The sequence below is a fragment of the uncultured Tenacibaculum sp. genome (genome assembly GCF_947498805.1).
Taxonomy (GTDB): Bacteria; Bacteroidota; Bacteroidia; order Flavobacteriales; family Flavobacteriaceae; genus Polaribacter.
The window spans coordinates 78802-104425 of the sequence record NZ_CANMLT010000009.1; the positions used below are offsets into that span (position 1 = coordinate 78802).

Annotated in this window: 23 protein-coding genes; 12 read left to right on the forward strand and 11 right to left on the reverse strand. The window is 30.8% G+C overall.

Features of this window, described 5'->3' with window-relative positions; translation table 11 throughout:
• Window positions 1-4: 4 nt before the first annotated feature.
• The 6 genes from Q0873_RS16300 to Q0873_RS16325 form a co-directional block, all read right to left on the reverse strand.
• Window positions 5-1249, reverse strand: a complete 1245-nt coding sequence (locus Q0873_RS16300) for a histidine kinase (protein WP_299109315.1) — start codon at window positions 1247-1249, stop codon at window positions 5-7.
• A gap of 1 nt (window position 1250) precedes the next feature.
• The gene (locus Q0873_RS16305) at window positions 1251-2471 is read right to left on the reverse strand and encodes a histidine kinase (RefSeq protein WP_299109318.1); all 1221 of its coding nucleotides are present in this window, start codon (window positions 2469-2471) and stop codon (window positions 1251-1253) included.
• A gap of 93 nt (window positions 2472-2564) precedes the next feature.
• Entirely contained in the window at window positions 2565-3689 is a 1125-nt protein-coding gene (locus Q0873_RS16310; protein ID WP_299109320.1) for a histidine kinase, read from the reverse strand.
• A 245-nt stretch (window positions 3690-3934) separates the two neighbouring features.
• Complete coding sequence (locus Q0873_RS16315) at window positions 3935-6838, reverse strand: histidine kinase (protein ID WP_299109323.1); 2904 nt, start codon at window positions 6836-6838, stop codon at window positions 3935-3937.
• A gap of 106 nt (window positions 6839-6944) precedes the next feature.
• The gene (gene dnaK, locus Q0873_RS16320) at window positions 6945-8846 is read right to left on the reverse strand and encodes a molecular chaperone DnaK (RefSeq protein WP_299109325.1); all 1902 of its coding nucleotides are present in this window, start codon (window positions 8844-8846) and stop codon (window positions 6945-6947) included.
• A 139-nt stretch (window positions 8847-8985) separates the two neighbouring features.
• Entirely contained in the window at window positions 8986-9585 is a 600-nt protein-coding gene (locus Q0873_RS16325) for an NUDIX domain-containing protein (RefSeq protein ID WP_299109327.1), read from the reverse strand.
• Between the two features lie 7 nt (window positions 9586-9592).
• Between Q0873_RS16325 and pyrE the strand changes: the two genes are divergently transcribed.
• Together pyrE and Q0873_RS16335 are read left to right on the forward strand one after the other, a co-directional pair.
• Window positions 9593-10246: an orotate phosphoribosyltransferase gene (gene pyrE, locus Q0873_RS16330; RefSeq protein WP_299109329.1), complete on the forward strand. Its 654-nt coding sequence runs from the start codon at window positions 9593-9595 to the stop codon at window positions 10244-10246.
• A 12-nt stretch (window positions 10247-10258) separates the two neighbouring features.
• Window positions 10259-10648 carry an SRPBCC family protein gene (locus Q0873_RS16335; protein ID WP_299109331.1) on the forward strand — a complete coding sequence of 130 codons (390 nt, stop codon included), beginning with the start codon at window positions 10259-10261 and terminating at the stop codon, window positions 10646-10648.
• On the opposite strand, the gene Q0873_RS16340 is transcribed toward Q0873_RS16335, so the two are convergent.
• Window positions 10645-11376, reverse strand: coding sequence for a biotin--[acetyl-CoA-carboxylase] ligase (locus tag Q0873_RS16340; protein ID WP_299109333.1), 732 nt, complete (start codon window positions 11374-11376; stop codon window positions 10645-10647). The two genes, Q0873_RS16335 and Q0873_RS16340, sit on opposite strands and share 4 nt — an antisense overlap.
• 86 nt (window positions 11377-11462) lie before the next feature.
• Between Q0873_RS16340 and rsfS the strand changes: the two genes are divergently transcribed.
• The 6 genes from rsfS to Q0873_RS16370 are packed head-to-tail and all read left to right on the forward strand — an operon-like array spanning window position 11463 to window position 16110.
• Complete coding sequence (rsfS, locus tag Q0873_RS16345; protein ID WP_299109335.1) at window positions 11463-11831, forward strand: ribosome silencing factor; 369 nt, start codon at window positions 11463-11465, stop codon at window positions 11829-11831.
• 25 nt (window positions 11832-11856) lie between these two features.
• Window positions 11857-13791, forward strand: coding sequence for an ATP-dependent zinc metalloprotease FtsH (gene ftsH / locus Q0873_RS16350; protein ID WP_299109337.1), 1935 nt, complete (start codon window positions 11857-11859; stop codon window positions 13789-13791).
• A gap of 11 nt (window positions 13792-13802) precedes the next feature.
• Window positions 13803-14396, forward strand: coding sequence for an LUD domain-containing protein (locus Q0873_RS16355; protein ID WP_299109339.1), 594 nt, complete (start codon window positions 13803-13805; stop codon window positions 14394-14396).
• Window position 14397: 1 nt separating this feature from the next.
• Window positions 14398-15192, forward strand: coding sequence for a phosphatidate cytidylyltransferase (locus Q0873_RS16360; RefSeq protein ID WP_299109341.1), 795 nt, complete (start codon window positions 14398-14400; stop codon window positions 15190-15192).
• A gap of 16 nt (window positions 15193-15208) precedes the next feature.
• Window positions 15209-15472 carry an acyl-CoA-binding protein gene (locus Q0873_RS16365; RefSeq protein WP_299109343.1) on the forward strand — a complete coding sequence of 88 codons (264 nt, stop codon included), beginning with the start codon at window positions 15209-15211 and terminating at the stop codon, window positions 15470-15472.
• Window positions 15473-15477: 5 nt separating this feature from the next.
• Window positions 15478-16110, forward strand: coding sequence for a YceI family protein (locus Q0873_RS16370; protein ID WP_299109345.1), 633 nt, complete (start codon window positions 15478-15480; stop codon window positions 16108-16110).
• Window positions 16111-16206: 96 nt separating this feature from the next.
• Here the strand turns inward: Q0873_RS16370 and Q0873_RS16375 are convergent, their stop codons facing one another.
• On the reverse strand, window positions 16207-17754 hold the full coding sequence (locus tag Q0873_RS16375; RefSeq protein WP_299109347.1) for an oligopeptide:H+ symporter: 1548 nt from the start codon (window positions 17752-17754) through the stop codon (window positions 16207-16209).
• Between the two features lie 187 nt (window positions 17755-17941).
• On the opposite strand from Q0873_RS16375, the gene Q0873_RS16380 reads away from it, so the two are divergent.
• From Q0873_RS16380 to Q0873_RS16395, 4 genes are read left to right on the forward strand one after another with little or no spacing between them, the layout of a single operon-like run.
• Window positions 17942-18625: a TetR/AcrR family transcriptional regulator gene (locus tag Q0873_RS16380; RefSeq protein WP_299109348.1), complete on the forward strand. Its 684-nt coding sequence runs from the start codon at window positions 17942-17944 to the stop codon at window positions 18623-18625.
• Window positions 18612-20273: an ATP-binding cassette domain-containing protein gene (locus Q0873_RS16385; RefSeq protein ID WP_299109349.1), complete on the forward strand. Its 1662-nt coding sequence runs from the start codon at window positions 18612-18614 to the stop codon at window positions 20271-20273. The genes Q0873_RS16380 and Q0873_RS16385 overlap by 14 nt, the downstream gene beginning before the upstream one ends.
• 12 nt (window positions 20274-20285) lie before the next feature.
• The gene (locus Q0873_RS16390) at window positions 20286-21644 is read left to right on the forward strand and encodes a biotin/lipoyl-binding protein (protein ID WP_299109351.1); all 1359 of its coding nucleotides are present in this window, start codon (window positions 20286-20288) and stop codon (window positions 21642-21644) included.
• On the forward strand, window positions 21644-23044 hold the full coding sequence (locus Q0873_RS16395; protein ID WP_299109353.1) for a TolC family protein: 1401 nt from the start codon (window positions 21644-21646) through the stop codon (window positions 23042-23044). Before Q0873_RS16390 ends, Q0873_RS16395 begins: the two co-directional genes overlap by 1 nt.
• Here Q0873_RS16395 and Q0873_RS16400 read toward each other — a convergent pair.
• Genes Q0873_RS16400 through Q0873_RS16410 form a run of 3 tightly spaced genes read right to left on the reverse strand, consistent with a single transcriptional unit; the run spans window position 23039 to window position 25595 of the window.
• The gene (locus tag Q0873_RS16400) at window positions 23039-24145 is read right to left on the reverse strand and encodes a hypothetical protein (protein WP_299109356.1); all 1107 of its coding nucleotides are present in this window, start codon (window positions 24143-24145) and stop codon (window positions 23039-23041) included. The two genes, Q0873_RS16395 and Q0873_RS16400, sit on opposite strands and share 6 nt — an antisense overlap.
• Entirely contained in the window at window positions 24146-25228 is a 1083-nt protein-coding gene (locus tag Q0873_RS16405; RefSeq protein WP_299109358.1) for an amidohydrolase family protein, read from the reverse strand.
• 1 nt (window position 25229) lies between these two features.
• Window positions 25230-25595, reverse strand: a complete 366-nt coding sequence (locus Q0873_RS16410) for a PaaI family thioesterase (protein ID WP_299109360.1) — start codon at window positions 25593-25595, stop codon at window positions 25230-25232.
• Between the last annotated feature and the right edge of the window lie 29 nt (window positions 25596-25624).

Below are 25624 nucleotides of genomic sequence, written 5' to 3' on the forward strand. Positions count from 1 at the left end.
TTCTCTACTCCATCAATTTATAAGGTATTTTTATAATTACTTTCGTTCCTTCTTTCACTTGTTCATAATGAAACCCTATATCTGTTTTATAATAATCTTTTAGTAATGCAAGTCGGTCTTTAATTGCCTTCGTTGAAAAGGAATTGTTTTGATTCTGATTCTTTTTATTAATCTCCTTAGACATCTCTATACCTACTCCATTATCTTCAATAATGCATTTAAAAACTTCATCTATTTCAAAAGTAATTTTTACTCTTTTAACACCATTAAGTTTATGTAACAACCCATGTTTAATTGAATTCTCAACAAAAGGTTGAATTATCATAGAAGGTATTTTTATATCATCAATATCTTCCATTTCATTTATTTCATATTCAAACTCCTCTCTAAACCTTAGTTTTTCTAACTCAAGATATTTCTGTAACAAGGACAACTCTTCTTCAAAAGAAACAAAGCTTTTTTCGCTCATGTTTAAATTTTCACGTATTAAAGAAGAAAATTTTGTTAGGTAATTATACGCTTCTTGTTTGTCTCCTTTCAATACCAAATTTTGAATAGAATTCATTGCATTAAACATAAAATGGGGATTCATTTGAGCTTTTAAAGACTTTAATTGTAAATGAGCCAATTCACTCTGCTTTCTATCCTCCAGTTCAACATATGCCAATTCTAATTCTTCTTTTTTCTCCAACAAAAGTGCTTCTTTCTTGAGATTTAAAGTTCTAAAGTAATTTAAGATCACAAAGTTTCCTATAAAAACCATTAGAGCTAATACAATAGTATTTACTGAGTGATAAGGGTATTCTCCCGTAATAAGCCAGCGAGGTAAAAAATAAAATATCCAACATATGATTAGAATAGATATGCTGATCCATTTTTTATTGATAAATAGTAAGCTCACCAATGGATACATAAAGTATAGATTCTCCATTAAGGTCAAAGGTTCTGCATAATTTGAAAATATGAATGTTACAATTATCAATGCTAGAATAAAAATTACTCGAGCTATTACATACCATTTATTCTTTTGTAGCCCGTAAATTAACATCAATGTTGCAAAAGAGGATAGGTGAATTTTTAAACTTTGATAAAAATCTCTCGCAAAAAAATAATCTAAAAAAACAAAGCATATGATTGAAATACCCCATGTTAAACAAAAAACGTTTAGCAATTGTATTTTTTTTTGCTCGTTTTCAGGTGTATTAGAATAAATTCCAATATTAGTTAAGTAAGTATAACTCTTTTTCATTTTATGCTACTTTGTAAGGAATTTTTATCACCACTTTAGTTCCTTCCGTTACTTTTTCATAATGAAAACCTATATCTGTTTTATAGTAATCTTTTAGAAGTGACAACCTATCTTTTATTGCTTTTGTTGAAAATGAGTTATTCTGATTTTGATTTCTTTTATTTATTTCTTTTGATGCTTCTATTCCTACTCCGTTATCTTCAATAATACACTTAAAAACCTCATCTATTAAAAAAGTGATTTTAACTTTTTTAATCCCGTTTAGTTTATGTAATAATCCATGTTTAATTGAGTTTTCTACAAATGGTTGAATAATCATCGAAGGCACCTTTATATCATCTATACTTTCAATCCCTTTTATTTCGTATTCGAAATCTTCCCTAAATCTTAGTTTTTCTAACTCAAGATATTTTTCAAGCAATGACCATTCTTCTTCAAAAGAAACAAAACTCTTTTCACTCATATTTAAGTTCTCTCGAATTAAAGAAGAAAACTTTGTAAGATAGGTATAAGCCTCTTCTTTATCTCCTTTTAACACCAAGTTTTGAATGGAATTCATTGCGTTAAACATAAAATGAGGATTCATTTGCGCCTTCAACGACTTTAATTGCAAATGTGCTAATTCATTCTTTTTTTGCTCCTCTAATTCTTTATAAGCATTCGCTAGCTTTGCTTCATTTTTTTTATTTAAAGTTTGAGAGTAGTTTAATATTACAAATCCTCCTATAAATACTGCGAGAATGATAACTGGATTTTTAAACAATACATCATAATGATTAAATGCGATGTTTGGTATATAAAACAACACAAAACATAGCGCTAAAAAAAACAAATTTGTTTTTAAATCATTTACAATAAGAAGTGACATCAAAGGAATTAAAAAATAGACAATTTCTAAGTTTTTACCTTTCTCTACATAGTTTGTAAATAGAGAAACTAGGAAGGTAAGAATTATCAAAAAACTAAATCTTGCTAGTTTAAAATTTCCTTTTTTCTGAGCCCAAAACACCAGAAACAAACACAAAAAACCTATAAAGTGAATTAACATACTCCCTAGTATGTTATTTGAAAAAAACAAGTCTGCGATTCCAAAAGGAATAATCAATAGTCCCCAAGTAATGCAGAAGCTATTTAGCAAACGTATTTGTTTATGTTGATGAACATTATCTTCATAAACTCCTAAGTTTAAAATATGGTTGTATAGTTTGGTTAAGCTTTTCATTTCCTACAGTATAAAATGAAAGGTTGATAAAATTTTTACTAAATTCTTAAAAAAATTTCCGAGCGCATCAAAAAAGTTTCCGAATGAACATTGTTAAGATAATGTATACGGGATTTTAATAACAACCTCAGTTCCTTCTTCTACTTCTTTATAGGTTATTCCAATATCGGTTTTATAAAAATCTTTTAATAACAACAGTCTTTTTTCTACCAAATCTGTTGACTTATTATTAACATCTTCCTTGTTTTGTTCCATTATCTTTTGAGATGCTTCGATTCCTATACCATTATCTGATATAGTACATTCAAACAATTCTTTTTGCTTAAATGCTACCGAAATTCTTTTTTCTCCTTCCTTTTTATGTAATAAACCACATCTTACGGCACGTTCTATGAATGGTTGAATTATTGCTGAAGGTATTTTGACCTTCTCTATCTCTTGCTCTCCTAAAAAAGTGTAGACAAAACTTTTTCCAAACCTAAGTTTTTCTAATTCCAAATATTTATTCAACATAGAAAACTCTTCCTTAAACTCTACATAACTATCTTCACTAGCCTTAATACTTTCTCTTACAAACAATGAAAATTTAGTTAAATAGGTATATGCTTCCGTTTTTTGATCTGTAAGAATTAAATTCTGTATTGCGTTAATCGAATTGAATAAAAAATGAGGATTCATTTGTGTTTTTAATGCCTTCAATTGTAGTGCTGCTACCTCGCTCTTTTTCCTCTCTTCCAATTCGAGGTATGCCTGCTCAAGATTCCTTTTACTTTTTAATAATTCTTTTTCGTGTTTTCTATTTAAATTTTCAGAATAATTTAAAATCACATAGGTAGCTGCAAAAACAGAAAATATTAGAACTGGCAAAATAGTTTCTTTTGGATAATGCTGAAAATACAAGTTAGGTACAAAATAAAGCATAAAACATAATCCAAGAATGCTTAGATTAATCCATTTCTTTTCTATAAAAATCAAGGCAATAAGTGGATATATAAAGTAAAAGTTTTCTATTAAACTAAATGGGGTTACATAATTAGCAAAGACAAAAGTTACTCCCATTATAGATGTTAAAAAAAGCACTCTTGCCAAGGTATACTTTCTGAATTTTTGTAAAAAAAAGATAATGAATATTAATACGTAAGATACTCCATGAATGAGCAAACTTTCTAATATTTCTCTTTGAAAAAGAATATCAAATAATGTTATAACGATAATCATAACACCCCACGTAAAACAAAAAATATTTAAAAGCTTAATTTTCTTATTCTCCTTTACGTTGTTTTCTTCAAAAACACCCGTATTAAAGATTTTATGTAAACTTTGTTTCATCCCCTATGCCTAATGAATATAAAAACAGGAAAAAGACCTCTTGTTTTTACAGAAATACACTTGTAATATATTGCTTTTTTTTTCTATTGATAGAATTCCTTTCCTAATCCCTCAATTTTACTTCCAAACACACCCTATTTCGTGTAAGGAAGATTGATAACAACTTTGGTTCCTTCTGCAACATCGATATAGGTTACCCCAATATTTGTTTTGTAGTATTTTTCTAACATCAATAATCTTTCTTCTATTGCTTTTGTAGAAAACGACTCTCTAGTTATGCTATTTTTCTCTTTTATTTTTTTTGCGGCATCCATACCAATTCCATTATCAAAGACTATACATTTTAAGGTTTCTTCTTCTTGATAGAACTCTAAAACTATTTCCTTATTTGTTCCTTGTTTATGTAGCAATCCGTGTTTAATTGCATTCTCAACATAGGGCTGTATAATCATTGTAGGAATTCTTATTTCTTCAATAGTATCCTTCCCTATAATCTGGTATGAAAACTCCTTTCTAAACCTTAATCTTTCTAATTCCAGATATTTTTCCAACAACCTAATTTCATCCTCAAACAATACAAAACTCTTCCTACTCATATTTAAATTTTCACGTATCAAACCAGAGAACTTCGTTAAATAATCATAAGCTTCTATTTTATTACCTTTTAAAACCAAGTTTTGAATAGAATTCAACGCATTAAAAGTAAAGTGAGGATTCATTTGCGATTGTAGACTTTCTAATCTTGAGGAAATTAACTGTTTTTGCATTCGTTCTTTCTCTAAAACTTGTTCTTGCTTTCTCTTCAATGCTTTTAATCTCAAATTAAACCAATACCAAATTAGAAAAAGTAGTAGAGAAACAACACTAAGAATAAACCACCATTCTTTATAAAAAGGTAGCTGAATATTCAAATCAACTCCAATAATATTACTTTCTTTTGTTCCATTAAGATCAACGGCTTTTAACTCAAATCTATATTTCCCAGCAGACAAATCATTAAACACCACCTGATCAATTCCCTTATCTAAAACATCCCATTTTGCATTTTTATCGTCTTTTAGCAAACGATATTTACATTGCAAGCCTTCACCCGATAAAAATCCATTTGCATGAAATTTGAACTGTATTTTATTCTCGTTGTATTTTAATTCATAAACTTCTTTAATTGGTACCATTTCATCATTAACCAAAATATCTGAAAAATAAAATTCTTTTACATCAACGTCTTTAAAACCTTCATTTTTATCAACTTCATACACCCCTTTATTTGAACTAAAAAACACTTTCTTATCAAATACAGCAATATCTGATATATTGTAGGAATTAACTCCGTCTTTCTTTGTTAGGTTCTTAAAACTGCTATTTTGAGTATTTAAAACCTGAATTCCTTTGTCTGTTGATATCCATAGTAAATTCCCATCAGCTTTAATTACACTGGTTAAGTTAGATATTAACCCATTTTCTTCAGTATAGTTTATGTATGCCTTTCCATTTTTAACCCCTATCAAACCATCTTTAAAAGTAGACATCCATATAGTGCCATCTTCGGTTTCCTCTATATCAAGTGCAAAAATCTGTTTGTTTTCATATAAAATAGGAGTCCCTTCTAATTTTTCATCATACTCAATAACTCCATCAACATAACCCACATATATTTTTTTACTTTCATTACTATAATGAACTGAATACGATCTTTTTCCCCTTAGTCTAATTTTTTCATCACCACTTTCTGGCTTATTTATCGATGCATGCGCAAAAGCGGCAAAGACTATTTCTTCATCTTTATATAAGGAGAAGTCTTTTGTGTTTCCAAAACGAATAAGCTTGTTAAATTTTAATGATTTCAAGTCCAGCACAAACGAATTTGACGAAAAACTTATGAGTGCTTTATCTTTCGTAAAACCAATAATTGAAAACACTTTTTCTCTAGACCTAACATCTATATCTATTTTTTCTCTCGTTTTTGTGTTTAATAAAGTTAAATATCCATTTGTAGAACCAAATAGTACTTTATCATCACCTACTTTACTCATTGCGCTTATGTTTTGCATAACATCTTCGCTCTCATACTTATTTAAGTATATGTTTGGAATGATAAATATCCCATCTCTTAAAGTACTAAGCCAATAATTTTCATTAGAGTCTTTTATCACCTTAGTTATTTGTTTATTCTTAAAATATGTCTTTACATGGCGTATTTCTTGATTCTTATACTCACAAACATAAATCCCTTTTTCGGTACAAAACCATAAATAATTATCTCTGATAAAGATTCTAATTGTATAGTGTACTTCTAAATCTTCAGGGAGCTTAACTTTAAATAATTCTCCTTTTTTTTCTACTACTAAACTTCCTTTGGCAGTTGTACTTGGATCTGTATTATATTCAAAACTATAATGAAACTGCGTATTTTTATAAATAAAACTTCTCCATGACACCCCTGAGCATCTAACAGCATTCTTTAATTCTCTTTTCTTCTTAAAATCCTTTCCATTAAGAGAATAGTTAAAATTTGTTTCTCTTAAATAAAACAGGGTATCATTCCTTTTATATGCTGTTGCTATGAAGTCATTATTATGTACAAGTTGATATGCTCTTGTTTTTAAGTCAACACTTAGAAGATACCTATCACCAAATACTATTAAAAAATCCTTGTAAAGTTTATAATCGGCTAACTGACCATTGGCTTCTTTCTCTAAATCTATAAAAAGTTTTAGCTCGTCATTCTCTATATAAAAAAACTGTCCTGAAATATTATTACACCATATCCTACCCTGAGCATCTAATTTTAAATTAAAAACAGATAATGCTCTTTTTTCTGGATGTGAATAATTTCTAAATTCTTTCCCATCATAACGAAACAGTCCTTTATCGGCAGCCAACCAAATATATCCCTTACTATCTTCTAGTACATCGTAAAACTCTATATCTGGGAGTCCATCTTTTTCTGTCAAATGTTCAAAAACGGGGTGCTGTGCAAAAAGAATATTGCTTAAAAACAACAATAAAGTAAAAAGGAACAATGGGGCTCTATTCATAATAGTTCAAAACTACATTATTATCGTTATTAATTTACTTTTAAAAATAAAAAATCCCGATACAAAATTGTATCGGGATTCAGTTTTATAGTTTTTTGTTTCAGAACTACTTCACTTCTTCGAAGTCTACGTCTTCTACATTATCACTTTCAGAAGAAGGGTTTCCTTGAGCTTGCTGTTGCTCTGCTCCATTTGCTCCAGCTTGTTGCTGCGCTGCATACATTTCTTCTGAAGCTACTTTCCATGCTTCGTTAATCTTCTCCATTGCAGCATCAATAGCAGCAAGGTCTTTAGATTCATGAGCTTTCTTTAACTCTTCTAAAGCAGCTTCGATTGGTTCTTTTTTATCAGCTGATAATTTGTCTCCGAATTCTTTTAACTGCTTTTCAGTTTGGAAAATCATAGAATCTGCTCCATTAACTTTCTCTGCAGTTTCTTTAGCTTTTGCGTCTGCATCTGCATTTGCTTCTGCCTCTGCCTTCATCTTTTGAATTTCTTCGTCAGATAATCCTGATGAAGCTTCAATACGAATATCTTGAGATTTACCAGTTGCTTTATCTACTGCTGATACTTTGATAATTCCGTTTGCATCAATATCAAAAGTTACTTCAATTTGAGGAACTCCTCTTTGTGCTGGTGGAATATCTGTTAATTGGAAACGTCCAATAGTTTTGTTATCTGCAGCCATCGCTCTTTCACCTTGTAATACGTGAATATCTACCGATGGTTGGTTGTCTACTGCTGTAGAGAACACTTGAGATTTCTTTGTTGGAATTGTAGTATTTGCTTCAATTAATTTAGTAAATACATTCCCCATAGTTTCAATACCTAATGATAAAGGAGTAACATCTAATAATAATACATCCTTTACATCACCAGTTAAAACTCCTCCTTGAATAGCAGCTCCTAAAGATACTACCTCATCTGGATTTACTCCTTTACTTGGAGCTTTTCCGAAGAACTTCTCAACAGCTTCTTGAATTGCAGGAATACGAGTTGAACCTCCTACTAAGATTACTTCATCAATATCAGAAGTAGCTAAATCTGCATTCTTTAATGCTGTCATACATGGCTCAATAGTACGTTTTACTAAATCATCTATTAACTGCTCAAACTTAGCTCTACTTAAAGATCTTACTAAGTGCTTAGGTCCTGAAGCCGTAGCCGTAATATAAGGTAAGTTAATTTCTGTTGTAGTTGTACTAGATAACTCAATCTTAGCTTTTTCTGCAGCTTCTTTTAAACGTTGTAAAGCCATTGGATCTTTACGTAAATCCATGTTCTCCTCAGCTTTAAACTCTTCCGCTAACCAGTTAATGATTTTCTCATCTACATCATCTCCTCCTAAGTGCGTATCTCCATCAGTAGCTAATACTTCAAATACTCCATCTCCTAACTCTAAGATAGAAACATCATGTGTACCTCCACCAAAATCAAATACTACAATTTTCTTATCAGAATCTGCTTTATCTAATCCATATGCTAATGCTGCAGCTGTTGGTTCGTTAATAATACGACGAACTTTTAATCCTGCAATCTCTCCTGCTTCTTTAGTAGCCTGACGTTGTGCATCGTTAAAATATGCTGGTACAGTAATTACTGCTTCTGCAACATCTTGTCCTAAATAATCTTCAGCAGTTTTTTTCATTTTTTGTAATACCATTGCTGATATTTCTTGTGGCGTATATAAACGACCATCAATATCAACACGAGGAGTATCGTTATCTCCTTTTACTACATTATAAGGTACTCTTTCAGCCTCTCTTTGAGATTCAGAGTATTTGTTCCCCATAAAACGCTTGATAGAATAAACTGTCTTTGTTGGGTTTGTTACGGCCTGACGTTTAGCAGGATCACCTACTTTACGCTCTCCACCTTCTACAAATGCAACAATAGACGGAGTAGTTCTTTTTCCTTCTGCATTAGGAATTACTACTGGCTCATTTCCTTCCATTACAGAAACACATGAGTTAGTTGTTCCTAAATCTATTCCTATAATTTTACTCATAATCTTTATTTATACTTTTTATGTTTTTAATTCAAATTTACGTTTTGAATTAGTCAAAGTATATGCCATTAAAGTTTTATAGGAAATTTGACAGAAAAATTCTAAAAAATGAAGTTTTTAGTGACAGTGTGTCACAATATCAGACATTTTTATAGCATTGATGCACCAATTTTATGTTCGCATACGTATCTGCAAGTGCCTCTTTTACTTTGTCTTCGTTTCTAAATTCAACCTTTGTAATTCCTTCTTCTAACTGTGGAGTTAATTTTCCTTTGTAATCCGATTTCATTAAATACCAATATGTTTCTTTTAATCGATATTCGTTATCCTGAACAAATAAATGATATGTATTTAATAAAAAGTTAGTGATTGAGATATTACGAATACCACATTCTTCTTCAACCTCTCTTATTGCAGTTTCTTTTACAGATTCACCTCTTTCAATTCTTCCTTTTGGTAAATCCCATTTATTACCTCTATAGATAAACAGTATTTCATTTTCATCATTTAAAACCAACCCACCTGCTGCTGAAATAACTTTGAACTCCTTTTTAAAATTATCCCAATCCTTTTCTAAATTATTACAGTATAAATACACGCCCTTGTATTTTCCAAGCCGTAGTTTATGAATTAATTCACTTACAGATACTGTTTTTATAATATATACCGGGTATTTTTCCTCTTTTTTTAGTGAGGAGGTAAAGATAATTGGCTTATCATTGACAAAAACTTTATACATTTGCGGTATGGATTTTAACAAAGATACGGCAAAAAAAACAGCTGAACTTTTATTACAAATAAAAGCTATAAAATTGAGTCCTCAAACTCCGTTTACTTGGGCTTCTGGTTGGAAATCTCCTATTTATTGTGACAATAGGATTACATTATCTTATCCGCCAGTTAGAAATTTTTTAAAGGAAGAAATTGCTAAATTAGTAGAAGAAAAGCATGGAAAACCTGATGTTATTGCAGGGGTTGCTACTGGTGCTATTGCTATTGGTATATTAGTTGCACAAGAACTAGGAGTTCCTTTTGTATATGTAAGACCTGAACCTAAAAAGCACGGTAGAAAAAACCAAATTGAAGGACATATTGAAAGCGGACAAAATGTTGTAGTAATTGAAGATTTAATTAGTACTGGAAAAAGTAGTTTGAATGCTGTGCAAGCTTTAAAAGAAGTTGACGTTAATGTGAAAGGTATGGTAGCTATTTTTTCTTATGGCTTTGATATTGCGTCTCAAAACTTTAATGAGAAAAATGTAGAACTAACAACATTAAGTAACTATGAATATCTTTTAGAGCAGGCTTTGGATAGCAAATACATTACATCAGAAGAATTAAGAATGCTTGAAGACTGGAGAGTTTCTCCAAGTACTTGGAAGCAAAACGAAGAATCATAAAAATTAAATTAAATGAACATAGAAGGAAATACTATAACTGTACAAAAGTCATCTAAAGAGTTGTTTGAGTTTTTTTTAAAACTTGAAAACTTTGAACAGTTAATGCCAGAAAACACTCAAAAATTTGAGGTAGATGGAGATAGCTTTATTTTTGGTTTAAAAGGAATGCCAGAAATACGCTTAGTTATGAAAGAAAAAACAGAATTTTCTAATGTTACTTTAGGAGCTGCTAGTAGTAAATTACCATTTACCTTAGCTGCCGATATTAATGAAATTTCTGAAAACGAAAGTAACGTTACTTTAAAGTTCGACGGAGATTTTAATCCAATGATGGCAATGATGGTTAAAAAGCCTTTAACTAAATTCATTGACACTTTATCTGAAAATATAGGAAAGCTTTAAATGAATGAAACCTCTTTGAGGTCAAATTCTTTTATCGTTTCATCTTCCAATTCTAATTGGAGTTTCCCTTCTTGTGAGACTCCAATTATTTTTCCCATAAATAAATTTCCTTCAGGAGTTTTAAACATACTTGCTATATCTTTTTTATATAGGTTATCTAGATATTTATCCTCTAAAACTTTATACCTCTTTTGTTTTAACAGCCTTATATTTTCTTTTAACCTATTTAAGACATTCATTAATAGTATATCTAAACCTACCTCCTCTCCAAGAATCTTTTTTAATGAGCTTGCTTTTGATAGTTCTTTTGAAAAATTATCTTGATTCACATTTAATCCAATCCCAATTATTGAAGATACAATCGTATCTTTCTTTAACGAGTTTTCAATCAAAATACCTCCTATTTTTTTGTTTCCTGCCATTATGTCGTTAGGCCACTTTATTGACAACCTGTTAAGCTCTAAACTTTTAACAGCTTCAAAAACACTTAATGCAACCGCAAAACTTAAATACCTTTGATCACTAAACAAAAAAGACTCAAACCTAACAAAAACACTAAAAGTCAGGTTTTTACCTACTTCTGAAACCCATTCACTATTCATTTGCCCTCTCCCTTTGGTTTGTTGCTGAGTGACCACTGTTGTAAAATCTTCAATGACACTATTAACTGCCATTTCTTTTAAAAAAGAATTGGTTGAATCAATGGCACTAAGTTTGATTATTTTCATATACGTTTTGCAGTAAAAACAAGTATCAATATTACATAAATTACTCGCAAAAAAATAATAACTTTGCTAAAACTTAATTTTTTTTAATGACAAAAAAACAAGCAACTGCAGATGAGTTAATATCTGTAATAATAAAAGGGATTGATGATGTAAAGGGTGAGGACATCCAATTATTAGATTTAAGAGAAATAGATAACACTGTTTGTGATTACTTTATAATTTGTACTGGTAACTCAAACACTCAAATAAATGCCATATCTGGCTCTGTACAAAAGATTGTAAGCAAAGAACTTAAAGACAAACCTTGGCATGTTGAAGGAACAGGAAATGCCGAATGGGTTTTAATGGATTATGTGAATGTAGTAGTTCATATTTTTCAAAAACAAGTTCGTGAATTTTACGATATCGAAAGCTTATGGGGCGATGCTAAAATCACTCAAATAAACCCAGCGTAATTGCTATTTAATTCATATAATATTTATGAGCGATAAGAAAAAAAATACACCTAAATTTTCATTCAATTCATTTTGGATATACATTCCTATTTTCGTTATTCTTTTAGGATTAAGTTTTTTTAATTCTGGAAGTTTAGCTTCAAGGGATATATCTAAAAATAAATTTGAAGAGATTTTAAAAGCGAACGACATTAAGAAGATTATCGTTGAAAATAATAACGTAGCAAAGATTTTCTTAAAAGATGAAGCTGAAAAAAAAGAAGAGCACAAACAGTTAACTGAGTCTCCTTTTTATAGAAAAGGGACTCCTTTATATACTTATAACTTTGGTGATTTACAAAATTTCGAAAATCAAATAGATCACGAAAAAGAAAAGTTAAATTTAGATTTCGATAAATCAAATATCGAGAAAACAAGTCTTCTTGAGAACATCTTTAACTTTTTACCTTTTATCTTATTAATTGTTATTTGGTTGTTCTTCATGAGAAGAATGTCAGGTTCAGGTGGATCTGGTGGTGCCGGTGGACAGATTTTCAACATTGGTAAATCAAAAGCTAAACTTTTTGATCAAGATACACAGGTTAAAACGACTTTTAAAAATGTAGCCGGATTAGAAGGTGCTAAAGAGGAAGTACAAGAAATTGTTGATTTCTTAAAAAGCCCTGAAAAGTATACAAAATTAGGTGGTAAGATACCTAAAGGAGCATTATTAGTAGGACCTCCAGGAACAGGTAAGACTTTATTGGCTAAAGCAGTAGCTGGTGAAGCAGGAGTTCCATTCTTTTCATTATCTGGTTCAGATTTCGTTGAAATGTTTGTAGGAGTTGGTGCTTCTCGTGTAAGAGACTTATTTAAGCAAGCACAACAAAAATCTCCATCAATTATTTTTATTGATGAGATTGATGCAATTGGACGTGCTCGTGGTAAAAATAGTATGACCGGTGGTAATGATGAACGTGAAAACACCTTGAATCAATTATTAACAGAAATGGACGGTTTTGGTACAGATACCAATGTAATTGTTTTAGCAGCTACAAACCGTGCAGATATCTTAGATAAAGCATTGATGAGAGCAGGTCGTTTTGACCGTCAAATCTATGTTGACTTACCAGATTTACATGAAAGAAGAGAAATTTTTGAGGTACATATCAAACCTTTAAAATTATCAGATGATGTAAATATTGAATTCTTAGCACAGCAAACACCTGGATTTTCTGGAGCAGATATTGCAAATATGTGTAATGAAGCTGCACTTATTGCTGCTAGAAATAATAAAGAAGCAATTCATCATCAGGACTTTTTAGATGCTGTAGATAGAATTGTTGGTGGTTTAGAAAAGAAGAATAAGGTAATTACTCCAAGAGAAAAAGAAGTAATTGCATATCACGAAGCAGGACACGCTACAGTAAGCTGGATGTTAGAACACGCAGCTCCTTTGGTAAAAGTTACTATCGTTCCTCGTGGACAATCATTAGGAGCAGCTTGGTATTTACCAGAAGAACGTAAGATTGTACAAACAGAGCAAATGCTTGATGAAATGTGTGCAACTATGGGAGGTCGTGCAGCTGAGAAGTTGATTTTTGATAAGATCTCTACAGGAGCTTTAAGTGACCTTGAAAAGGTTACTAAACAAGCTAGAGCCATGGTTACAGTATACGGATTAAATGACAAAGTAGGAAACATTACCTACTACGATTCTGCCGGAAATGATTCGTTTGTGAAGCCTTATAGTGACTCTACAGCGAAAACAATTGACGAGGAAATTTCTAAGATTATAGAAGGTCAATACATACGTGCAATTGACATTCTTAAAGAGCATCAAGATAAATTATCTGAATTAGCTGAAATTTTATTAGAAAAAGAAGTTATATTTAAAGACGATTTAGTTAAGATATTCGGAACTAGACCTTTCGATCAAGAAAAAGAAAACGAAGTTGTAAACCCTAACACTGAAGAATAGCTTACGTTTTAATGAATTTTTTTAAAAAATTATTTAAATCATATCAAGATTCATCTAGAGACAAAGAAATAAAAGAACAACAAGTTAAACTTGCTCTAGATGATTCTTTTGTACATCACTTCATTAATAAAGGAGGTAAATTCTTATACTGTACCTCTTTTAATGAAGTTATTGCTAATTTTAAACATATCCTTCAAGAAAATAATTGGAAGAAAATTTCATGTTCTGATGTTGACTTATTAAAAATCGCTCAACAGGTAGATGTAAATACATTTGAAAAAAACGATACAAAAATTCCTTATTTCACAACTTGCGAACACTTAATAGCAAACAAAGGAGACATTCTTTTTTCTTCAAACCAATTAGGCAGTAATAAGTTATCTAGCTTAACTGAACATTTCATTGTATATGCTACCACTAGTCAGCTAGTTAAAAATACAGGAGAAGGACTTACAGGAATAAAAACAAATTATAAAGGTAACATCCCAACAAACATTAGTTCTATAACGAATTATGTTAAGGAGAATTTAGACGAAGATAACTTTTTGAATTATGGTAACAGTAATTCAAAAAACTTATATTTGCTGCTCTTTGAAGATTTATAATATGCGAGATCTTTTAACAAGAAGTGTATCTGCACTTGTTTATGCTGCTGTTTTTATAACAGCAATTTTCTTTTCAAAAGAAAGCTACTTAGTAATTATTGGAGTTTTCTCTTTGATTAGCCTCTGGGAATTTTCAAAAATAATTCAATCCAAAAGCTATCTTTCATTTTTAGTATTAGTTCTATTATCAATTGTAACCATATATACTTTAGATGTAGAATACCCTTCAGTGATTTTAGGGTTTTCTTTATTTTGCCTAGCCATACTGCTATATTATCTTTTCTCTTTAAAGAAAATACATTATGCCAATACACAGCAAAAGACATTCTTAAAGTATATATACATAATACTGCCATTCTTTTATTTGGCTAAGCTCCCATTTATCAATTCTGAATATACCCCGAGTATTATTTTCTATATTATTTTACTTATTTGGACTAATGACAGCTTTGCTTATTTAGTAGGTAAGAATTTTGGAAAACATAAGCTTTTTGAAAAGGTATCTCCTAAAAAAACAATTGAAGGATTTTTGGGTGGACTTGTCTTTGCCATTTTAGCTGGATTTGTTATTGCTAAAAACTCTATTATTTTCTCTACAGTTGATTGGATTATCATTGCCATTATTGTTTCTGTTATGGGGAATTTGGGAGATTTAGTTGAATCAAAGTTTAAAAGACAAGCAAACGTAAAAGATAGTGGTACAATAATGCCTGGACATGGAGGCTTACTTGATAGACTTGACAGCTTGTTTTTCCTTGCTCCCTTCGTATATTTGTATATACATTATATAATGTAATATTTTTCCATACTTTATGGCTGATGATTTAGACATCTTATTTAATGAGGCTTATGAAAAGGCTTCTAATACTAATGAAAAGTTACCTCCTGATGTAATGCTAAAACTATATGCTTATTATAAGCAAGCTGTTAAAGGAGATCATTTTTCATTCAATGCACATTCTGAAGCTAACCTAAGAAGTGCCTTTAAGTTCAATGCTTGGATGCAGTTAAAAGGAATGTCTGAAGATGAAGCCAAAAGAGAATATATAAACTTAGTTAACACAATTATAAAATAATCCTCATGAAAAAAATCGTATTTGCTTTAGCAGTCTTAGTATCATCTAGTAGCTTAATTTCATGTAAAAATGAAGCTAAAAAGGAAACTGAAACACAACCACAAGAAACAGTTGTAAAAAAGAAAGCTAGCTACGTTTTACAAGATGCTACCAACAGTATTAACTGGACAGCTTATAAAACTACCGAAAAAACACCTGTAAACGGACAATTTAACAAAGTTGATATTACCTCAGGAGGAGCAGGAGAAACTGTAAAAGAAGCTGTTAATAACGTAGAGTTTTCTATTCCTGTAAGTAGTATTTTCACTAAAGATTCAAGTAGAGATTTTAAAATTAAAAAGTTTTTCTTTTTCGTTATGGATCAAACTAAATTACTTTCAGGGAAATTGGTTTTAGAAAATGACTCAATTGGATATGCTAATTTAACAATGAATGGAGTTACAAAGAAACTTCCTTTTAACTATACTATTGCAGATAAAACTTTTAATATGCAAGGTGTAATGAAAATTACTGATTGGAATGCAGAAAAAGCTTTAAGTTCTTTAAATGAAGCTTGTAAAGATTTGCACAAAGGAGCAGATGGAGTTTCTAAAACTTGGGATGAAGTTGCAATTAATATTACTTCTACTTTTAAATAGAAAGTAATTCTACCATACATAAAAAGCCTTGGAAGTTTCCAAGGCTTTTTTATTTATTCTAAACTACAATTCTTTAATGGTCTATCATACGGTTATTTAATGAATACCATTCATCATTCTTTTTATTGGTGATGAAAACACAACAACAAGCACTCCTATTAATGATGCAATCACTCCAAAACTGGCATATACTGACACATATGAGTACAACTGCTGAAAAGCTTCTCCTTTAGTCAATATAGATTCTCCCGACATTCCCGTAACAAATTCAGTTATTCCTCCAAAAAAACCTTCAGAAAAGACTCCTGTATCTCCATTAGAAACTGCAGTTAACTTTGCTATTTTTCCAGCAAAAAAATGTCCATAAAAATTAGCAGAAAACCATACCCCCATAATAAAGGCAACATATTTTACAGGCGATAACTCAGTCATTTTTGACAAGCCAATTGGCGATAAAAACAATTCTCCTACAGTATACACAAATGTTCCAGCAATTAAATAAAACATTGGAGTTCTAGCAAACTCATCTACTTGCTGCGCAGATAACCCGAAAACAACAAAACCTAAACCTAAAAAAAACACTCCTAAGCCAAATTTAATCACAGAATTTGGGTTTTTCTTTATACTGCTTAAAAAGGTCCATAATATCGAAAATGGGATCGCTAATAAAATTATAAACCCGGAATTAATACTATTGGTCTGTGCTGCATTCAATCCTACTAAATTCACACTTCTATCAGCAAACAAGGTCAATGAGCTTCCTGCTTGTTCAAAGATGGCAGAAAACAACGTATACAAAGCTGTAAAGTAAACTGCAACCAATAACTGCTGCCTTTCGGTTTTTGATACGTTCTTTAAGATATAGGTTAAATAAATAATTAAGAATGCAGAAACGATCCATACCAGATAGTGTTCGAACTGGTGAAACCTCACAATCAATGCAAAAATAGGCACCGATAAAAACGCGCAAATCGTAACTAAATACCCTGATTTTATTCCAAATCTTTTCTTTTCAAATACATTTGTATCTGGCACTAAACCATGTGTATCAAAAACAGCGGCATTCAATCCTCTCTTAAAAACCAATAAACCAATTAACATTCCTATTCCTGCTAACACAAAACCATAATGCCAACCATATACCTCGGCTAACCAAGCGCATAATAATGGAGCCACTGCTCCACCAATATTTACTCCCATATAAAATATGGTAAAACCAGAATCTCTTCTGTTATCGTCTTCTTTGTACAATTTACCTACAAATGAAGATATGTTTGGTTTAAAAAAACCATTTCCCACTATAATTAAAGAAAGTGAGCTATAAAAAAACACTGGATGCTCAAAGGTCAAAAAGAAATGTCCTAAAGCCATTAAAATGGCTCCTAAAACAATAGCTTTTCTAAACCCAAGTATTTTATCCGCTAGCATCCCTCCTATTAACGGTGTAACATACACCAACGACATATAGGCGGCATAGATACCAAAAGACATTTCATCTGAAAAAAGTAAATGCTTTGTCATGTATAGAACTAGTAATGCACGCATTCCGTAGAATGAGAATCGCTCCCACAATTCAGCGAAAAATAAATACAATAAGCCTCTTGGATGTCCAAAAACATCTCTTGTTGATGTATGTGTTCTCATATAAATAAAGTTTTAGCGAATGTATTTTTTGACTAAAACTTTAAGAACACTTGTAGCAAATTGTCATAAAAAATAAGTTTTGTGAGTTTCTGTAACCCTAATAAAACAAAGTGTTAATAAACTTTTAACATTAAACCTCACTATGTTAATAGTATTACTATTAACTTTGCAGTAAGAATAATTATTTATGAAAAATCTACTTTCAAATTTAAAAATAGAAATTCCCTCTGGAATTTATATTAAAGACCCTGAAACATCTGATTTAGGAAAAAGAATTATTGAACATAGTATTGTTCTAATTGAAGAAATCGGCTTTGAGAAATTCAACTTTAAAAAGTTAGGTTTACGAATTGGTTCAAATGAAAGTTCTATTTACAGATACTTTGAAAGTAAACATAAACTTCTAATTTATTTAACTTCTTGGTATTGGGGTTGGATTCAATACCAACTGGTTATTGAAACCTATAGCATTCAAGATTCAAAAGATAAACTTAGAAAAGCTATTGAAGTTGTTACCAAAACTACGAAGCAAGACAGTAATTTCTCACATATTAATGAAGTTTTGTTAAATCGTATTGTGATCGACGAAAATGCTAAATCGTATTCAACTAAAGAAGTAGATACAGAAAATAAAGAAGGCTTTTTTAGACTTTACAAAGAAGTTGTTAGACGTTTAGCTGAAATTATTAGTCTTTATAATTCTTCATACAAACATCCATTAACCTTAGCTAGTACCATTATAGAAGGAGCATTGCATCAGCAATTTATTAGACAACACTTTAAAACATTAACAAATTGCGATGACACTATAACTCCAACGTCTTTTTTTATTGATTTAACCCTTAACACCTTAATTAATGAGCGAAAATAAAATTCTAACCCCTTGGAAACGTTTTGTTGGTTTATTAAATCTTGAGAAAAAAGACACTTTTCAAATTGGTTATTATGCCATTTTTGAAGGTATTGTGGCATTATCTCTTCCATTAGGAATACAAGCCATAATCAATTTGCTACAAGCAGCTCAGGTATCTGCTTCTTGGATAGTTCTGGTAGTGCTTGTTACTGGAGGTGTAGCTTTTAGTGGAGTTTTAAAACTTATGCAAATAAGAATTATAGAAACCATTCAACAACGCATATTTACCAGAGCATCTATTGAGTTGAGTTATCGATTTCCAAAAATAAAAATGAAGGAATTGGAAAATTATTATCCACCAGAATTAGCGAATAGATTCTTTGATACATTAACTATTCAAAAAGGAATTTCAAAAGTTTTAATTGATGTTCCATCTGCATTTTTGCAGATTATTTTTGCCTTAATTTTACTTTCATTCTATCATCCATTTTTTATTGTATTTGGTATTCTTCTACTCTTATTAATTTATGTAGTATTTAAGTTTACTGCTGAAAAAGGTTTAGAAACTAGCTTGAAAGAATCTAAAAACAAATACAAAGTTGCTCACTGGTTGCAGGAGATTGCTCGTACTATAATTAGTTTTAAGTTATCTGGAAAAACAACGTTAGCACTACAAAAAAGTGATGATCTTGTAAGTGAATATATACAATCTAGAGAAAGTCATTTTAAAGTATTACTTACACAATACATTCAAATGATAAGTTTTAAGGTAATTGTTACCGCTGGATTACTTTTAATTGGAGGTTTTCTTGTACTTAACCAACAAATGAATATCGGGCAATTTGTTGCTGCTGAAATCATTATTTTATTGGTTATTACTTCTGTTGAAAAACTTATTCTAGGGCTGGAATCTTTTTATGATGTACTTACCTCTATTGAAAAACTAGGACAAGTAGTAGATAAGCCAATCGAATCTCAAAAAGGAACTAAACTAGAAGATTTAGACTCTTTAGAAATTGAGATTCAAAACGCTAGTTATTCTTCTACCAATAAAGAAACACCAATTCTTAGTGATATTTCTTTTAAAATTAACTCTAAGGATCGAATTTTAGTTCAAGGGAAAAGTAGTTCTGGAAAATCAAGTTTATTACAACTTATTGCGGGAGTTATAGAGCCTACTTCTGGGAACATTTTCGTTAACAATCTATCATTAAAAAGTCTATTGTTAAACGACTATAGATCAAACTTAGGATTATCACTTTCAGAAGAAACCCCTTTTGAAGGAACCATCCGTGAAAATATCACTTTTGGAGATCCAACAATTACAGACAAAGAGATATATGAAATGTTTGATGCTATTGGATTGTCATACTTCCTAAAACACCAACCTAATGGGCTCGATACTTTTATTCAACCAGAAGGAAAATTAATTGGTTATACCATTGCTAAGAAAATCATTCTAGCAAGAGCCATGATTATCAAACCAAAACTATTAATTCTTGAAGATCCATTAGATCAATTAGAGAAAGAGGAAGCTCAGAAAATCATCGATTATATTACAGATCCATCTAAACCTTGGAGCTTAATTATAGTAAGTAGTAACGATGCCTGGAAAAAGAAATGTAATAAACAAATAACACTTGTAAAAGGAGTTATTGTAAATTAAAAAGACCTATATATGTTAAACATATCTAAGAATAGTATCTCACATTATGTAGATATCACTAAATTTAAGTCTGGCAAAGAAATATTCGCTAAAGAGCATCATAAACTCTTCAGGAAGTTTTTACTTGGTTTTTTAGTTGCTCTTATCATTATTTTATTTTTACCATGGACACAAAATGTTTCTAGTACAGGTAGAGTAACCACTTTAAAACCTAATCAACGTCCGCAAACTTTACAATCTCAAATACCGGGTAGAATTGAACAATGGTTTGTTCAGGAAGGAACTTTTGTAAAAAAGGGAGATACCATTTTAAGAATTTCTGAAGTAAAAAGCGATTATTTTGATAGTAAATTAACAGAACGAACTGGACAGCAATTAAACTCTAAAACTCGATCTGTAAAAGCCTATAACAATAAAGTAAATGCCTTAAAAAAACAGATTGGTGCCTTGCAAAATGAACGCGTTTTAAAACTGGAGCAAGCTAAAAACAAACTTCAACAAACTTATTTAAAAGTAAAAACAGACAGCATCGATCTAGAAGCGGCTAAAATAAAACAGCAAATTGCCAAAACTCAATTTGACCGAACTGTTATGTTAGAAAAAGAAGGACTAAAAGCAGTAAAGGATGTAGAAGAAAAAAGAGCCAAGCTACAAGAACAATCCGCCAAATTGGTTTCTCAAGAAAACAAACTTTTAAATACTCGAAACAATGTTTTAAATGCTCAAATTGCTATCAATAGTATTCAAGCATCTTATACCGATAAAATATCGAAAGCCGAGAGTAATTTGTATACCGCAGAATCCAATGCTTTAGATGCCGAAGTTCAAGTATCAAAACTAGAAACAAGTTTATCTAATTATAGTAAAAGAAGCTCTTTACTATATGTTACAGCTCCACAAGATGGATATATTAACAAAGCAATTAAAACAGGTATTGGAGAAACCTTTAAAGAAGGTGAAGCTTTGGTTAAGATAATGCCTGCTAATTATGACTTAGCAGTAGAAATGTTTATTGAACCAATAGATTTACCACTAATTCACATTAATGAAGAAGTTCGTGTACAATTCGATGGATGGCCTGCAATAGTTTTTAGTGGTTGGCCGAATGCTTCTTATGGTACTTATAGCGCTAAAGTAGTAGCTATAGAAAACTTTATAAGCGACAACGGAAAGTATAGAGTTTTAATTGTTCCTAATAATCCTTCTCAACCATGGCCAAAAGCTATACGAGTTGGTTCTGGAGCTAAAACCATAGCATTATTAGAAAATGTTCCAATCTGGTTTGAATTATGGAGACAAATAAACAGTTTCCCTCCTAATTTTTATCAACCTAAAAAAGACACTAACGAAAAAGTAAAGAAGAAGAAATAATGAAGTTAAAGATTTTACTTGTTCCATTTTTACTCCTATGCTTTCAAGCAAGCTCTCAAAATGCTGAATTAGATCAATTGAGTTTGGAAGAGTACTTAGGGTATGTAAAGAAGTATCATCCTGTAATTAAACAGGCCAAACTAATTACCAGTACAAATGAAGCTAAACTATTAAAAGCGAGAGGTGCTTTTGATCCTAAAATAGAAGTAGATTTCGAAAAAAAAGAGTTTAAAAACACTGAATATTTTGAAAAGCTAAATTCTGTTTTTAAAATCCCAACTTGGTATGGAATTGAGTTGAAAGGTAGCTATGAAAACAACTCTGGTCAATATTTGAATCCAGAATTAAACACTCCTGATAATGGATTGTACAATGTTGGTATTTCGGTATCATTAGCTAAAAACTTATTTATCAATAAAAGAATGGCTACATTAAAACAAGCCAAACTCTATTTAAAGCAAGGAAAATTAGAGCAACAGTTATTGGTTAATAATATTCTTTTTGATGCTATTGACGCTTATTTAAATTGGACAAAATACCATCAGAGTTATGAAACCTTTAAACGTTTTAACAACAATGCTCAGTTTAGATTAGAGAATGTAGTTAAAAGTTATAAAGCAGGAGACAAACCGGCTGTTGATACTTTAGAAGCCCGTATTAATTTAGATAGTAGAAAATTAGATTTAGAAAAAGCTCGAATCAAATATGTAAAATCTACTTTAGAGTTATCGAATCATTTATGGATTGGAGAAAACACCCCTTTGACTTTAAGAGAAAATATCAGGCCTACTTCAGATACTTTTTCAAAGATTAAAATTTTATTAGATAATTCTATAGGAAGTACATCCATCATAATTGAAGAGCATCCGAAGCTAAAACTTTTAGAATTAAAGCGAAAAAATCTTCAAATAGAGAAAAGATTAAAGATTAACAATCTATTACCTAAAGTAGATTTTCAATACAATCTCTTAAGTTCAAACGTAGACAATTTTGATTCTTTTAAAGCTTCCAACTATAAAAAATCTCTTCAAGTAAGTATTCCGCTGTTCTTAAGAAAATCTCGAGGTGATTTACGATTAGCTAAAGTAAAATTACAGGACATTGATTTTGAAATTGCTTCAACAAAAACTGTTCTTTTAAATAAAATAAAAGCTACAGAGCAAGAAATAGCATCTTTAGAAACACAAAATAATATTCTAAATAATCTTGTAAACGATTATAATAGTATTGTAAAAAGCGAAGAAAGAAAATTTTCTTTAGGAGAGAGTTCTGTATTTTTAATTAATTACCGAGAGGTAAAATTGATAGAAACGCAATTAAAAGAAATTGAAAACAATTACAAATTCGCAAAAACGCACAGTAAGTTTTTCAAATTACTTGGAAAACTAGATACGTTATAACTCTCTTTCGAACTCTTTTAATAGAGCTTGATCAAATGATATATATTCTGGTAGTATACGCAAGCGATATTTACTTTCACCTATAAAAGTAATTAAATCCTTGCGTTCTAGTTTATTTTCTTCTTCTAAGACAAGTATTGTGTTGATATTGTCTATTATTCTAGTTAAATAAGTCTGGCTTTTAATTTCTCCACCAGAATTCACAACTATTGACTGCTTATCTGCAGCTAAATACTTTCTTCTATAAGCAAAGTTTAAAAGGTTCTTGTATTGAGTAGTTTTTGATCCAAAATCAATTTTCTCATTAATAATTCCTTTTGAAGGAATACTTAACTGAATCAACGACCAATCTAAAAAACTTATTTTCATTTCATTGGGTTTAGGCATACTAGCCAACTGAATTACCCAGCTCGTTGCTAACACCAAAAAAACAGACACCAATGAAGTTTTCGCAATGATACGAATTAGTTGATTGACAAAATCATTATCTAATCCAACAAACACATCCGATAATTGCGATATAAACAATAAGGCTATTGCTATGATAGAAATAAACGCTACTAATTTCAAATCTCTATGCATAAAAGTTCTATAAAAAGATACCCCCATTAGAAAACACAAAAACGTAGTTAGTAATACGTCTGGAATAGAAACTATTTTCACGCCAGAGACTACCTTATTTCCTAACACAGATGAAAGTAGTAGTGTAATAGCGGCAACAGCAACAATAATTATAGCAATAATCTTAGCGTTCTTTTCATTTCTGTAAATAAATTTTGGAGCGTCATACACGTAATACAAAGCCAATAACCAAAACAAATTATTAATAGTAGACAGTATATTTATACCTATTTGATTTAGTAATGTATCTTGAAAAGAGAAGTAATTCACTATAAAAGCCCAAGTTCCAGAAACCACCCAGACAAGCATACCAAAGCTAAAATACAACAACCCTCGATCTACTCTTTTTATCGAATTCCCCTCTTCCAGAACGGCGCTAAAGCGCTTTCTAATATTATAATAAATAGCTAGTAACAACACAGCTCCAATGAATGATATACAAATATGTGATAAGTTATGGAACTGTGTTACTTCTGTCATCTATTGTAAAATTTTATTGACTAAATTTTGTTTTGCTTTTTCATCATCTCCATACAACCATTGTAATACATTATCTTCCCACATCTCATCTTTCTGCTGTTCATTGATAATACTTCTATCAATTGCTAAATCTAAGATTTTTCCTGGATATGACGATTGTTTATCACTCTCCATTTCTCCCAATGGATATGGATCATCTAATCCTATAAGCACTTGACTTGCCCCTTGGTTTTTTATCAACAAATCTAAAGAACCTGTATCATGTACCAAGGTATCAAAGAAAATATTTTTATGCCCTACTGCTTTTCTTGGATGACTTTTTCCTTCAAACAAATCAGGCCTACCATCAAAACCTTGAATACGACGACCTAAATTCATTTGAGCCAACTGTCCTCCATGTGCAAAACAAATTCGCATATTTGGATACTTTTCATAGTATCCATTTAGTGTTAAGAAATGATATGCATCTGCACATTGTGCTAGCATCCAAATCAAATGAAAACGCCATGAGGTATTTTGCAGTTTGATAAACTTTTCTCCATCATATGGGTGAATCTCAACTGCCAAGTTATATTTATTAGCTAGTTCGAAAATAGGTTCATTCTCTTCATCAAAAATACAACGCCAAGTACCAATGGTATCCATGTAATGCGTAGGCAAACATAACAGACGCATCCCTAACACCTCAACACAGCGTTCTATTTCCCATAACGCTCCTCTAACAAAACCAGGGTGCACCACAAATCCACAAGTAAACTTATTTGGATTATCATGTTGCACACGTGCATTAAAATCGTTTTGAAAACGTAAAGCCTGTTTCATCTCTTCTAAGCGCAAACCATTTCCATAAAGCTGTGATAAATTTAAAACTACTGCATGGTCAATTTTAAAATGCTCCATCCAAGCTAGTTTTTCTTCTAAAAAGAAACTTGAGTCTGTTACTGGTCGACTCCAATCTTTTTGAAGCATGTATTTTCTGTCTTTATCCACCCAAAAAATTCCTTTATCTTTCATGTATTGAGGAATTTCTTCTGGATAAGGAAGTAAATGTGAATGTCCGTTTATTCTTAGTTTACGTTTCATTTTAGTTGGTTTGTTTTAAGGAAATCATTGTTCCTTGCATTGTTGTATATAATATCTCTTCCTTTTCATCTGTAACTTTTGCTTCACAAAAAACTAAAGTTCTTCCACTTTTAACAACACGACCTGTAGCAATAATAACATCTGCTTTGGCCGGACGTAAAAGATTGGTTTTAAATTCTACCGATAGTACATCAGAACCTTCTTCCATAGTAGTCAGTGCTGCATAACCACAAGCCACATCCATAATACTTGTAAGTACCCCAGCATGAAAAAAACCATGTTGTTGTGTTAACCCATCATTCTTTTTACATCGTATTTTGAGTAATCCTTTTTCGATATGAATAATTTCAGCTCCTAAGGTTTTCATAAAACCTTGTTTTAAAAAACTTTCTTTTG